7 protein-coding genes are annotated in these 15,279 nt (G+C 37.2%); all 7 read right to left on the reverse strand.

Annotated features, from left to right (window positions below; translation table 11 throughout):
* Nucleotides 1-6: 6 nt before the first annotated feature.
* The 7 genes from rhaI to DNK85_RS08010 all read right to left on the reverse strand — a co-directional run bounded on the left by rhaI (nt 7) and on the right by DNK85_RS08010 (nt 15,228).
* Nucleotides 7-1,305 carry an L-rhamnose catabolism isomerase gene (rhaI, locus tag DNK85_RS07980; RefSeq protein WP_119329054.1) on the reverse strand — a complete coding sequence of 433 codons (1,299 nt, stop codon included), beginning with the start codon at nt 1,303-1,305 and terminating at the stop codon, nt 7-9.
* Between the two features lie 32 nt (nt 1,306-1,337).
* Nucleotides 1,338-3,437, reverse strand: coding sequence for a bifunctional rhamnulose-1-phosphate aldolase/short-chain dehydrogenase (locus DNK85_RS07985; RefSeq protein ID WP_119329055.1), 2,100 nt, complete (start codon nt 3,435-3,437; stop codon nt 1,338-1,340).
* Between the two features lie 299 nt (nt 3,438-3,736).
* The gene (locus DNK85_RS07990) at nt 3,737-6,847 is read right to left on the reverse strand and encodes an efflux RND transporter permease subunit (RefSeq protein ID WP_119329056.1); all 3,111 of its coding nucleotides are present in this window, start codon (nt 6,845-6,847) and stop codon (nt 3,737-3,739) included.
* 11 nt (nt 6,848-6,858) lie between these two features.
* Nucleotides 6,859-8,064, reverse strand: a complete 1,206-nt coding sequence (locus DNK85_RS07995) for an efflux RND transporter periplasmic adaptor subunit (protein ID WP_119329057.1) — start codon at nt 8,062-8,064, stop codon at nt 6,859-6,861.
* A gap of 3 nt (nt 8,065-8,067) precedes the next feature.
* The gene (locus DNK85_RS08000) at nt 8,068-8,598 is read right to left on the reverse strand and encodes a disulfide bond formation protein B (RefSeq protein WP_119329058.1); all 531 of its coding nucleotides are present in this window, start codon (nt 8,596-8,598) and stop codon (nt 8,068-8,070) included.
* 239 nt (nt 8,599-8,837) lie between these two features.
* The gene (gene mutS, locus DNK85_RS08005; protein ID WP_119329059.1) at nt 8,838-11,459 is read right to left on the reverse strand and encodes a DNA mismatch repair protein MutS; all 2,622 of its coding nucleotides are present in this window, start codon (nt 11,457-11,459) and stop codon (nt 8,838-8,840) included.
* A gap of 196 nt (nt 11,460-11,655) precedes the next feature.
* Nucleotides 11,656-15,228, reverse strand: coding sequence for an RCC1 domain-containing protein (locus DNK85_RS08010; RefSeq protein WP_119329060.1), 3,573 nt, complete (start codon nt 15,226-15,228; stop codon nt 11,656-11,658).
* Nucleotides 15,229-15,279 lie beyond the last annotated feature (51 nt).

Consider the following 15,279-nt stretch of genomic DNA (forward strand, 5'->3'; position numbering starts at 1 on the left):
CCTTACTTATACAATTCCACTGCCACTTTGTGATGATTGCGGTCTTTTTTTCTCGATTAGCTGCCTATATCCTATACTTCTATATGTTTGAATAGGGTCAATAGCACCACCTTTTTCTAAACGTGCTTTTTGTAAAATTGGTGTAACATCTGTATTAAAAGCAGTTTTTAATACTTTACTGGCCATAATTGCATCATTATCATCTTGGTAGTTGTATAGTGCTTTTCGATCAACCAAGCAAGCCTGAAGATAAGATCGTTGTACGCTTTCAGCAGAAAGTATCAAACTTTCAATAGGGTCTGTAACATTATGTGATTGATCAAGCATATAACTTGGTTTATGTTTTAAAACGCCAAGTTCTTCAGCATCGACTAATTCATTAAAAATTAGAAACTGCTGATAAGGGTGTATAGATCCGCTATCTAAGTCATCATCACCATATTTACTATCATTAAAATGAAAACCTGCCAATTTGTTAAATTGAATCAAGCGAGAGACAATCATCTCAATATTGACATTAGGTGCATGATGCCCTAAATCAACCAATGACTTTGCTTTTTCACCAAGCTCTTTTGCGCATAAAATATTAGTACCCCAGTCTTGAATAACGGTAGAATAGAAAGCCGGTTCAAACATCTTATGTTCAATATATACATGCCAGTGATCAGGCAATGCTTTGTAAATTTTATGCATGCTATCTAAATAACGCGTCAATGCACGTGAAAAATGTTGCTGCCCTGGGAAGTTTGAACCATCACCTACCCATACAGTCAATACATCACTTCCTAATATTTTCCCATATTCAATACATTTTATATTAAACTCAACAGCCTGATCACGTACGGCTTTATTTGTATGTGTCAAACTTCCATATTTGTATGAGTGTGACTGATGTTTATTGTCTTGGAATGTATTTGAGTTTATTGCATCAAATTCTAAGTTTAATTGCGAAGCAAACTCTTTTAATGCATGCATATCATCCACATAGTCCCAGGGAAAATGTGGTGAAACCTTATTTGTACAGCGTGATAACTGATTTACGATTGAACAATCTTCTAATTTCTCAAATATATTGCGCGGTTCTGCTTTATTTGGAAATCGAGCAAAACGTGTACCACCTGTACCAACACCCCAACTTGGTATCGCAATAGAGAATGTTTTTGCTTTCTCTAATATATCATTAATATCAATTCCTTGTGATTTCAAAGAATTTCCTAATGCTTCATATTGCTCTTTCACAGATGCTTGGTAGAGTTTATTTTTGTTTTCAATATATTCTTTAGTAAATACTGTTGATTCTGACATGATGACACTTCCTTAATAAAGGTTTTTAAAATTTAACGTGTAAATGATGGGGCATGACCTGCATCAACATTAATAATATTGCCTGTGGACTTCGCTGATAAATCAGCAGAGAAAAAATATGCCGCCTCAGCAATATCTTCAGGAAACACATTTCTCTTTAATAAACTACGTTGACGATAGTGTTCCTCAAGTTCATTTTGATCCATTTTGTAAGCTGCAGCACGTTCTTCTCTCCATTTGCCTGACCAAATTTTTGATCCACGTAGTACCGCATCAGGATTAACAACATTACAGCGAACACCTAAACCTGCTCCCTCTAAAGCCACACATCTAGCTAGCTGTATTTCTGCTGACTTAGCCGTACAATAAGCTGATGCATTAGGAGAAGCAACTAAGCCATTTTTACTTGCAATAAATACGATTGATCCACCAATATTTTGTGTTTTTAGCAATTTAAATCCTTCCCTTACAGTGAGGAAGTATCCAGTATTTAAAATACTCATATTGAAGTTCCACATATCCAAAGTTGTATCTTCCAATGCGGACGAACTTGCAATGCCTGCATTACAAATAAGTATATCTATACCACCGAACTCTCTTGCTGCAAATGCCATTGCGGAAATAACTGAAGATTCTTGAGTAACATCGCAGATAACACTACGCACATAATCTGCGCCATAAAGATTAGAGAAATCTTGGTGAGCATCCCGTAGCGCATCTTGATCAATATCTGCTAGTACAACACAGCAGTCCTCATCTAATAAACGTTTAGCAGTGGCTTTTCCAATACCACCGGCTCCTCCAGTAATAAAAGCAATTTTCCCAGAAAGAGGTTTTGGTTTTGGCATACGTTGTAACTTTGCTTCCTCTAATAACCAGTATTCAATATCAAATGCTTCTTGTTCATCAAGCGCTTTATATTGGCTTACGCCATTGGCTTCACGCATTACATTGATTGCATTTATATAAAACTCTCCAGCAATTCGCGCAGTTGCTTTATCTTTTGCAAAAGTGATCATTCCGACACCAGGCACCAAATAAACTACGGCATTATTATCGCGCATAGCCGGTGAGTTATCACGTTTACAACGCTCATAATAGGCTATATAATCCTGGCGATACTGTTCTAATTGTGTATCCAAGTTTGATATACATCGTTTTAATTCGGCATCTAAATCATGGGCTTCAGGATTAAAGTCCAGCACAAGAGGTCTTATTTTAGTTCTTAAAAAGTGATCAGGACAAGATGTTCCTAGATCTGCTAAATACGCCATATCTTTTGAGTTTACAAACTCAATAACTTTCTCATCAGAATTAAAATGAGCGATCTTAGGTTGATTTCCTGTGATTTTTCCACGCAAAATAGGAAGCAGTTGTGAAATAATGGCTTGGCGATTGTCAGATGACATTTCTTTAGTAAAAAATTTACCACCAAAAGCAGGTTTGGTATTGTTATCATCTAACCAATCTTGAGATCTTTGAATGACTTTTATTGTATTTTCATAGCAAGATTTTGAGGTTGAACCCCAGGTAAATAAACCATGTCCTTCTAAAATGATGCCTTTTAAATGTGGTTGTGTCGTTGCAAGCTCACCCAATTTAAGACCAAGATCAAAACCTGGGCGTTGCCAAGGAAGCCATCCAATTTCACCTTTAAATATTGTCTCAGTTAATTTTTTGCTGTTTTCTGTGCATGCAATAGCAATGACTGCATCAGGATGCATATGATCAACATGCGCATGCGGGATAAAAGCATGTAATGGGGTATCAATACTAGCAGTGCGCGGATTTAAGTTAAAAGTACAATGCGGTAAATAACTAACCATTTCATCTTCATATTCAAGACCACGATATATTTTTTTCAGTTGGTGTAATTTATCTAGGTATAGTGTTGAGAATCCGGGTAATTTAATTGACCCTAAATCCCCGCCAGAACCCTTTACCCATAAAACCATTGTATCTTCACAGGTTAGTGGATCTTTTTGTAGAATTTTGGCAGAAGTATTACCGCCTCCGTAGTTTGTAATGCGTAAGTCAGAGCCTAATAAATTCGAACGGTATACTAACTCTTGCTCAGTTGAAAGGCTGTTAGCATAGGCATCATCCCATAAACTTTTTAATACAGTACTCAAAGAAATTCCCCTTTAAATTATTCTTACTCCAAAAACATTATATGATAAAAGTTAATTTACTACAAAACACAACATGCAAATCCTGTAGCGCTTGTAAATTACTTTGTGGTATTTAATGTCAAAGATGATTTCAGATAACTCAATTGCAGATAAGCTGTTATTGACAGAGTCTTTGGTGTTTATTTACTAAAACAATCAAACTATTTATTGTTTCTTAATGCATTCGCTATTGGCTAAATTGAATTATCTAGAAGTATGAAAATTAAAAGCTAGAAATATTATAAAATAGTTTATGATGCTTATAAAGGGTGATTTTTATTGATTTGTGCAATAATCTTATCCTCTTCTTGCCAACGCTTGATAAGTGCACGACGATCTTTGGCAAGATAAGTATAAACAACGGGAACGACAAATAAAGTAAATAAGGTACCAATTGTCATACCCGATGCGATCACAATACCAATAGATTGGCGACTGACAGCACCCGCCCCTGTGGCAATAACAAGTGGAATAACACCAACAACCATTGCAGCGGTTGTCATAAGAATTGGACGCAGGCGAAGGGCGGCTGATTTCAAAATTGCCTCGACTTTGTCATAGCCTTCTTCTTGCAGTTTATTGGCAAATTCTACCAACAAAATACCATGCTTACTAATCAGACCAATCAAGGTAATCAAACCAACTTGCGTGTAGATGTTGATTGATGCATAACCTAAGTTAAACAGCTGCCCTAGATATAGTGGGATTAATGCGCCACAAATCGACATCGGTACACTGATTAAGATAATCAGTGGATCTCTGAAGCTCTCAAATTGTGCAGCCAGCATCAAGAAGATCACAATCAGTGCGAATAAGAAAGCAATAGCCATTTGATTACTATTTTCTAAGAATTGACGTGCAGAACCTGCATAGTCATGGGTGTAACCTTGTGGCAGTTCTGTTTTGGCAAGGTTTTGCATATACTCAATGGCTTGCCCTTGACTAATACCTGGCGTGGTTACTGCATTAATAGTGGCTGAGTTTAGCTGTTGAAAACGATTTAAACTCAGTGGTACACTTTGTGTTTTAAAAGTCACAATGGCTGAGAGTGGGACTAGTTTATCACTGGTTGTGGTAATACGAATTTGTCCAAGCTGTTCTTTGGTTAACTTCAAGTCATCAGCAAGCTCAGGAATTACCTGATAGCTATAGCCAAGCATACTAAAGTAATTAACATAACCACCAGAGTAAGCATAGCCAAGTGCCTGGGCAATTTGCTGCATGCTAATACCCAAAGAAGCCGCTTTCTCACGATCAATTTGTACAATCATTTGCGGGTTATCAAATTGTAGATCACTTTGTGCAAAGACGAATAATCCGCTTGACATCATTTTATTGATGACATCATTAGCAATCGCATAAATACTTGGATAGCTATTGACAGATTGAATCACAAACTGCATGGGTGGGCCAAATGAAATCCCGGGCAAAGAAGGCATTTCGAAGGTGTAAATCTGCGAACCTGCTATGTTATTGACAAGGTTTTGCAATACGGGTTTGATTTCCATCTGTGTTTCTTTGCGCTCATTCCATGGTTTTAAGACAACACCACCGAAGCTGTTATTACTTTGTGGGTAGCCATTGACAACAAAAGTTGACTCAACACCTGGTAAGCTTTGCATATCTTTATAAAGCGCTGGAGCAAAGGTATCCAAATAGTGAATATTGGCAGGTGAAGGGGCAGTTCCTTGAATACCAATAAAGGCCTGATCTTCCGTTGGTGCTAGCTCTGATTTGGTGCCCATAAATAGTGAATAGCAGCTAATTAAAACCACTGCGCCAAATAAGATCACAACAATACGTACGCTCATCACAAGACGTAATGCACGTTCATAAGCATTTTTAAGTTTCTCAAATAAGTTATCGATAAACTTAACCGTTTTAGCCTCAGTAATTGATTTAGACAGTACTTTCGAGCATAGCATTGGAGAGAATGTATAGGCAACGATTCCGGAAATTACAACTGCTCCTGCTAATGAGTAGGCAAATTCTGTAAATAAGATTCCTGTTAAGCCACCCATCATTCCAATTGGTAAATAAACGGCGACAAGCGTTAATGTCATTAAAATCACAGGATTTGCGATTTCTCTGGCTCCTTGAATAGCTGCTTCAAATGGAGAGGCGCCTTCTTCGATATGTCGGTAAATGTTCTCTAGTACAACAATCGCATCATCGACGACAAGACCAATGGCAAGCACCATGGATAAGAGGGTCAATAAGTTAATCGAAAAGCCCATAAGAAACATCAATAAAAATGAGCCAATCATCGATAGTGGAATAGCAACCACAGGGATGATAACCGATCTAAAGGAACCAATAAATAAAAATAAAACAACGGTTACAATAATTACCGCTTCAATCAGTGTTTTCACTACATCTTCAATAGATGCTTTAATATAAGTAGTATTGTTATAGACAATATTCATGTTTAAGCCGGTTGGCAGACTTGCTTTGATAGTTGGCAAATCCTTCATAATATTGTCAACAACAGTCAGTACATTAGCATCAGAAGCAGCAACAACTCCGGCAAAAACACCGTGCTTGCCATTAAAGCTTACATTAGCGGTATAGGCTTGTGCTCCTAGTTCAACAGTAGCCACATCACCTAGACGAACTAAGTTACCATTTTCATTTTTAACGACTAATTGTTTATAAGCTTGTGCATTGTCGAGGTTGGTTGTTGGGTTTAAGGTAACATTAAAATAAGGTCCTTTAATTTGCCCGCCAGCGGCAATTAAACTATTCGCTTGTAACGCATTGGCAATATCATCAGGAGTTACATTAAAGCGTGCCATTTTGTCATAGTTTAACCATACACGCATTGCGTAGTCTTTTTCACCCCAAATAATCACATTGGAAATTCCCCCCAAAGATTGTAGTTTAGGGGTCAGCTGGTTTTTAATATAAGCGGTAATTTCTTGTTCATTTAAGGTATCACTGGTAAAGCCAAGAATAAGCGATGGAAATGAGTTACCCGACTGCATATCAATTGATGGTGATTGTGCACCATTTGGCATCTTATTTTGTACTGCATTGACTTTTTGCACCACTTGGCTAAGTACATTATTTGGATCAGCACCCAATTTAACGTTAATCGTTAGGGTACTTAAACCAAGCACACTTTGTGATGTCATGTAATCAATACCATCAGCAGCACCCACGGATTGTTCTAGTGGTGTTGTTATAAAGCCCTGAATAATTTCTGGGTTTGCACCTGGGTAAGCTGTTGTAACAATAATGGTGGCATTATTCATATATGGGTATTGACGCACCTGCAAGGTAAATGCAGTACCAATTCCAGCAACGAGTATTAGTAAGCTAATCACCGTTGATAGCACAGGCCGCTTTATAAAAATATCAATAAAATGCATATGCCGTTTTCCTATGGGTTGTTTTTGAAGTCAATGTCATTATTGATAATAACACTAACACCGTTTTGCAATTTATTTTGACCGGAGGTCGCAACTATATCACCAGCTTTAATGCCTTTGACGATGACCTTATTATCATTGGTCATGGTGGTTTTCACAGGCACTTGTTTGGCGGTGTATTGTTGTTTACCGGTTGATATGAGTTGGACTTGACCATCTTTCATTGCACTGTATTTAGATATTACCGGTTGCCCATCTTTATAATCAGGGACAAGAACATACACTGTTTCGCCATACAAGGTATAGCTTACGGCATTGCGTGGAATAATGATGGTATTTTCAATTGGTGGTAAAATTAAGCTCACATCAAGGAACATCCCTGGATAAATTAAATGCTGCTGATCTTTATTATCAAAGGTTGCTTGAATGTTAAGCGCTCTATTATCACTAGTGATTTGTGAGTTAATCGCAGTAATTTTGGCTTTAAATGTAACACCTGGATAGGCGTCGGAAGTAAACTCAATTGCACCACCGACTTTGACATTACTAAAGTTATTTTGTGGAATACTGAAGTCAATATAAATTGGTGATATTTCAGTAAGCGTTGCTGCACTGTTACCCGCACTGAAGTATTGACCTAGACTGATTTGGCGCAAACCAATCTTGCCATCAAATGGCGCTTTTACTGTGCGATAGTTAATATCAGCTTGAATCGATTCAACATTGGCAAGATTTGCATCGTATTGTGCTTTTGATTGATCTGCAGTTTGTTGAGAAACTGCTTGTTTTTTCAAAAGATTTAGATCACGTTGGTAAGTAATCTTAGCAAGCTCTAAATCTGCTTGTGCTTGCTTTAATTGTGCTTGCAACTGTTGTGTATCAAGGGTAAATAACACATCACCTTTTTTAACCATTTGTCCAGCTTTAAAAGAGATGCTTGACACCAGACCAGAAGCTTGAGCAGTAACATTAACATTTTGAATGGCTACTGCTTCACCAATGGTTTTTACACTTGGATACCAAGTTTCAGACTTGGCTTTAGTAGCGGTGACTTCAGGTGCTTGCATTTTCCAGGTTGCCATAGCTGAAGCCTTTTTACTATTAACAAAACTAGCAAAGCCAAAAATGCCGCCAAAAATAACGACAAGAATGACGATAACGACAATAAACGCTTTGATAAGCTTTTTCTTAGGTGCTTTTAGGGAGAGTTCAGCCATGATTTATCCTTCTGTTTTCATGTTTTCTTTATTTACTAAATTGTGATCGTTATAAAATAGAAACTGCCAAAAATGTAGCGTACTAAGTACGACAAAGATAATAAAACTGTAACTTGCCATGCTTAAGCCAAAGAATTTCCAATCGACTTGTGAGCAGTCAGGTCCACTTGTGAAAAGAGACTTTAAGAAATCCAAAAATGGTAGGTTTTGAAATAAACTATCGACACCAGCCTCGCAGCTACCAACATATTCACTGGGGTTTATTTGCATCCATACTTGTTTCAAGGCAATCAATGCCCCAATTAAAGCAATGACACCAAGGATAAAACTATAGATGCGTACCCCAGTTATTTTAGGTTTATGGATAAGGGCAATAAGGGACAAAACACTAATCAATACAATCGCAAATTGTTGTAGTAAGCACATCGGACAGGGCTTTAAACCAGTCAACTCAAAATAGATAATACTAGCAATCACAAGAATACCGATAATAAATGTTTTTAAATAGATTTGCGGGCTTTTAAATCCGTGCATATTTATTTCCTTTGAACTCAAATTGCTTTTAACGCTTTCGTCATTATAGAGCAAAAAGCGATGAAGTCATTATTTAGCATAGTAGATGCCAGCTGAAAGTGGGGAGAAAAAAGTAAAAATACATTCATTTTATATTTTATTTTAATCCCCTGAATTAGAACAGGTGTTCATTTTAGCGAGGCTTTGCAGTAAATCCAACCGTGTTTGTGCTTTTTTGTATCAAATTTAAGTGAATGAATTTAAACCAGTTGCTTTTCTGCGGTCTTAAGTGCTGATTTAAGATCAAAAAGTGTGGTCATTGCCTCAATCGGCGTGAGTGTATTAGGATCCAATGCTTTGAGTTTTTCAATGACAAGATCATAATCATTATTTACATCGTTTTCACTTTTGTCATTATGCGTGTGATGGGCTGTGAAACTAAAATCCAGGTTTTGTTGAATAGGCGCGTAAGGATCACTATCACGCATTTCCAAACGCGATAGAATCTTTTTGGCATTTTTCAATACATCATGTGGCACACCTGCTAACTTTGCCACTTGAATACCATAGCTTTTAAGAGCAGCTCCTGGTTTAGCATGATGTAGGAAAATAATCGTATCCTTATACTCAGTGGCCTCAAAGTGAATGTTTTCTAAAGTGGGGTATTGTGCGGACAAGTGGGTCAGTTCAAAATAATGTGTGGCAAATAGCGTATAGGCTTTAATCGTCAAAAGCTTTTCAGCACACGCCATTGCTAGTGCTAATCCATCAAAGGTACTAGTGCCACGTCCAATCTCATCCATTAAAACGAGGCTTTTATCCGTTGCATGGCGCAAGATATGCGCACATTCTGTCATCTCAACCATAAAAGTTGAACGTCCTGAGCTAATATCATCGGATGCGCCAATGCGTGTATAAATAGCGTCAATATCGCCAATTAATGCGTTTTTTGCGGGGATAAAAGAACCAATATGGGTAAGAAAAACAATATGGGCAATCTGACGCATATAGGTTGATTTTCCACCCATATTTGGGCCGGTAATTATTTGTAAGTGTTTTTGCTCATCCAAGCGATTACTATTAGCAATAAAAGGTGATTTGGATAACGCTTCAATCACTAAGTGGCGTCCGTCTTTGATATCCAAAACCTTATCTTTTGACAAACTTGGGCGGTTTAATTTTAAGGTGATGGCGCGCTCCGCCAAATTGGTTAAGACATCAAGCTCAGCAATTGCTTTTGCAGTTTTTTGTAAGTCTTGGTATACACTAAGTATTTGCTCCAAAATATCCTGATATAAACTTTTTTCATAGGCGAGTGCTTTTTCAGCGCTACTTAGAATGTTGTCTTCAAAGGACTTAAGCTCAGGTGTAATGTAACGCTCAGCATTTTTGAGTGTTTGTCGGCGCGTATAATCAACAGGTAATTCAACTTTGTGAGCTTTTGATATTTCAATATAATAGCCATGCACTTTATTAAAGCTAACCTTTAAAGTGTTTATTCCTGTGCGTTCACGCTCTTGCTGTTCCAGTTGAATTAAGTAATCACCTGCATGCTGACTAATGTTTCTTAGCTCATCAAGATGTTGATCAAAACCTTCTTTGATCACCCCACCATCGCGAATGGTTATCGGTGGCTCATCAACGAATGAATCACACAAAAGCTTTAGAATGTGTGGCAATAGCGTTAAATGCTTGGCGTGCAGTAGAAGTAAAGGGTTGTGTTGTTTCGTTTCAATTATTGCTTTTAGATCAGGCACAACACTCAAGGTATGTCGCAGTGCAATTAAGTCTTTGGGTTTAGCACTATTTAAAGCAATACGTGAGGCAATGCGCTCGATATCTTGCGTTTGCTTAAGTAAATGCTGAATGTCATCCATTGTGGCTTGATTGATTAAATCTTGTATCGCATCTTGACGGCTATGCAAAATGTGATAATCTTTTGTCGGTGATTTAAACCATTGTTTTAATAAGCGATTGCCAAGTGCTGTTTGACAGTTATTGATAATCGCAAAAAGCGTATGACTAGCTTTGCCAGAGAGGCTTGTTTCAAGCTCGAGATTACGTCGACTTGCCGCATCAATATTTAATAAACGCTCATCAGACTCGATGGTAATGTTATGTAAGTGTTTTGGTGATGATTTTTGCGTATTCTCTAGGTAATGCAGTAAAGCACCAGCGGCTGCTATTGCTAAAGGTTTTTTACTGAGTGTGTCTGTTAAGACATTTTGACCAAAATACTGTTGAATCAATTTTTTGGCGCCCATTAATTGAAATTCCCATTCTGGGCGAGCTTGAATGGATATTTGCTCATTGATAAGATTAGGTTTAATCTCATCAATGCTATTGTCGCAAATCAGTAATTCTTTCGCCTTTAAGCGATGTACTTGATTGTGTAGTGTATTTGTTTCACGTTTGATTTCAAGGACTTTAAGTTCACCTTGGGTAAACTCTAAATAGGCAATGCCAATGCGTGTTTTATTCTCAAAAATCGCCATTAGAATATTGCTATCATTACTTTCGGTAAAGCTTTCTTCAGCAACGGTTGCAGGAGTTATAACACGCACGACTTCGCGTGCTACTGGTGCTTTGCTATTAACATCACCCACTTGCTCACAAATGGCAACACTTAAGCCTTGTTTGACCAAGCGTGATAGATAGTTCTCAGCTGCATGATAAGGCACTCCAGCCATGGCAATGGGTTCACCATTGGATTTGCCACGTGTCGTAAGACTGATATCCAAAAGCTTAGCAGCCTTGTGTGCATCGTCATAAAATAACTCATAAAAATCACCCATGCGATAAAATAAAAGTGTTTCAGGGTATTGAGACTTGATCGTTAAATACTGCTGCATCATTGGTGTGTGCGTGCTTTCAGTCGACATAGTTTATATATATCTTGAGGTATAAATGAAAAATATTGTACACGATGACGAATGGATTTACGATGGGTATACAACACGAACATAGAGAAATTTTTACAGAATATTCGATATAGTCGAGCGAGAATCACTCATAGAAATTTCAGATATACTTTGCGCCAAAGTTTTTTTGGCACAAAGTGAGTAAAGTAAGCTAACTTTATGGACTAGGGATAGTAAGAGGGTATGGTTTAACTTGAGTGGTGCTTATTGTGGTGTCTTTTGGTTGACCAAAATAAGAAGGATCACCTATTCCCCAGCAATAATAGCTACCCTTTTTACTTAATCCACATGTGGATTGGGCTCCTACATAGATATCCTTAAAGCCATCTTTATCACTAATATCATTTGAAAAGTCGCTATTGGGAGTAGGTTGAAGCGTATCTCCACTTAGGTAGTTGTTGGGATCTGTATTCCGAGTAATGTACGTGGTATTGTTTTTATTAACTAGCTGAAAGAATAAATTTGCTCCCCAACAACTTAAATTGCTTACCTTATCATTGGTTAAGTAGCAAACAGTGCTATTGCCAGCTGCTAATTTAATGATCTTTGATTGACCAACGATAGTAGTCAAATTATGTGGCTCCACTGGCGAATACTGCGTTCCTGAACTAGTACCATTTCCTGGAAATCCATAATTATACGCTCCAATATCTCCTCCCCAGCATTTTACTTGATTGCTATCTCCTTCCATTAAAACACAACCACCATACCAAGTTGTTACCAACTGGGATACCGAAGCATTATCACCAAAATCGAGTTTAGTAGGAGTATCGATATTTGTTTTCACAGTACTACTTCCAAGACCTAAATATCCAGTTGTATTATTTCCCCAGCAGTATACTTGATTATGAAGTTCATCTGATGGTAATCCAACTATAGCGCAAGTAAATGGCTGAACTATTGTATTAGATGTGCTTATATATTTAAATATATATCCATTAGGAATGCTTGTTTTATCAACTGGAGTTGGCGTAGTAATGGGAGATGTAGTGTTCCCGATACCGAGTTCTCCATAGGTATTATATCCCCAACAATATGCCATATCCTGGGTATTATCACCTGGTTTTCCTTCAATGGTACATATGTATGGATTTACAGGATCGCCATTTGATGCAACCTGTTTTACTATCAAATCACCTTGGGCAGGTACTTTCACAAACTGATTTTTTACACCATCCGGCAGAGAGCCTCTGCAGTATAGTTGATCATTGTTAGGAGTGCTCTGATCTCCAACAATAACGCAAGTATTTAGCCTTGATGCGCTAACAGATTTTAGTATCTTGCCGGCAGCTGGTGTGTAGATATTTGTTGGCGTGTATAATACATTATCACTAAATCTACTATGTAGCGCTGATCCGTAACAATATAGTTTATTGTTATCTATTATACATCCGCCATAATTTGCAGCCACCATTTGAGGATAAGCATTATTTGCTTGTACTGTTAAAGTATTATTATTGCTAAGATCAATAGTTATCAGGTTATCATGGCTATTGGATTTTAAGGTAATGTTAGCAGTGCCAATCAACCCTTGTTGAGCGGGATAGAACACGCCTGAGATTTCACAGGTATCCTGTGGGTGCATTGTTGCAATAGATTGACATGTATTTTTACTAATTGTAAAACCTTTCTCTGCAGTGAGTGTGGTGACATCTGAGCTAACATTTGTTAGTGAACTCTGCCCAATATTTGTAAATACATAATCAAATGGGTAACTTACGTACTGTTTGGGATCATCAGGAATAACTACCTTTGGAGTAGCTGAGATGTATTTTGTGACATCTGTCGTTGTCGTATTAATAGTTCCCACTTTTTTTGATATTTGAGCAACATTAGTACCATCAGTAATATTATAGTTAAGATATATATCGTGATGATAATCCATAGCTTTATTTGACTTGTAGTATAAAGTTATCGTGCATGATTCTTCTTTTGATTTTTCTTGTGTCGGAGGGAGACTGTTACAAGTGCCAGTTTTGCCTTCAGATAGAGGACCACCTTCGTTAATGGGAATAGATGCGTTGGTAAGTAACATACTATGATTTTTATTAGTGTTTTTAATTGTATAGGCTACATGATATTGGTGTCCAATATGTGTGGTTGCAGGGATGCTATCTCCTTGTGTGATAACGATGTGATTTTCCAGCACAGCAGGCGGTGTTTTATGATTGTTGATCAAGTTTTCATTACTGAGAATGACATTATTACCATTGTCATAATGTAAGTTAGAAATAATTGAGGTATTAATGTCTGCACTATTGGGTGTAAAAGTAAAAGCCCACTTGCAACTGCTACTCGGCGTTAATTTTTGAGTATTGCTGCATGTGCTTTTTGTTTCGTCTGTTGAAAAACCAGCAGCTTTTTTAGGTAATGTATTAATAAACTGCAGATTATTAGCATCTGCTTTGCCGATATTATTAAATGTATATGTTATATGATAGAGATCTCCAATAAACATAATATTATTAGCAGGAACGTCTGTGGTGATTGAGCCAGTTACAATAGGTTCTTTTGCTTGGTCAGCAGCCTTGGTTAAGTCATTTAGGCTGACATAGTGCCCCTGCTTATAAAATAAGTTTGAACTTAAATAGTAGTTTTTATCAGCATTTTTTGCTGTAAAAGTTCCTGTGATGATACAACTATAATTTGGTTTTAAGGTGTTAGTTTGCCTGCATGTGCTTGCTTTAGCATCTAATGTAACCGTATTGGGATCAAAAATATTTGCAAATCTTATGTTGGTGGCAGGTTTTATGCCGATATTTTTGAATATGTACTGAAAACGATAGGGATTATCGATTATACTATTTGCTTGAATACCATATGTATCACTTGTAACTTTATATCCCACTATGTTAGATGTATTGACATTGGTAACTAATGTTGAATGAATGGAATGCTGATGATTGTTGCTATCAGTATAGTGTACGGTAAGCTTTGCTTTTTGATCTGTGGTAGAATCATTAGGCGCAGTGTAGCTAACTGCAACTGAGCAAGAATCCCCACCATCTAGTTGTTTTTTCCCAAAACAAGTACTTCTTGGTTTGTCTTCAGTGAACCCTTGTCCATCTAGTGTGTAAGTAAAGTTGATAGGATTTAAGCCATTTTTATTGCTAATGATATATTGCGCTTGATATGTTTGAGCTTGTGATGTATTACTGGAAAAAGATCCTAAATCTTGAGTGACTTGTAAACCACTGATATTGACATGTTCGAAATGCGTTGCCCCACCATCAAGCGAAATGTAGCCTGCCGTATCCGTTTTTGAGCTAATATAAAATGAGCAGCCAGTGCTTGGCGTTAAATCTGTGTCACTACAGCTGTCCTTATCCTTGTCAATTTTAGCAGGACCAAATCCATTATCAGGTATAAATACAACTTTTGAGATATGTAAACTCTGATCTGCTAAAACATTGCTTAGGAAAACTGGATTATCTTGCACTATAGGTAGTGAATCTAAGTTATCTATATTTGATAAAAGAGCACCATGTTGTTCATATATAACTTTGGCTGATTTTGGAACACTTTGAGCGCAATATACCACCTCATATTCAAAAGATGGAGGTACATCTGTAGTTAGATCATGTTCAATCAGTAGTTTACAAGGTGTACCAACTAAAATGTTTTGGCAATTGTTAATAATATTCAACCCTTTAATATTGCTGACTTTAATACTGTAAGTTTGATTAGAGCTTGCACCTAGAGAAATAGATTTAGATGCTTCACTTACCATAATATCAAACGTGCTATATGTTCCAGCAGTTAAATCTATGCGGTCGAAGAC

Origin of the sequence: Cysteiniphilum halobium, from assembly GCF_003574425.1 — a bacterium.
Taxonomy (GTDB): domain Bacteria; phylum Pseudomonadota; class Gammaproteobacteria; order Francisellales; family Francisellaceae; genus Caedibacter; species Caedibacter halobius.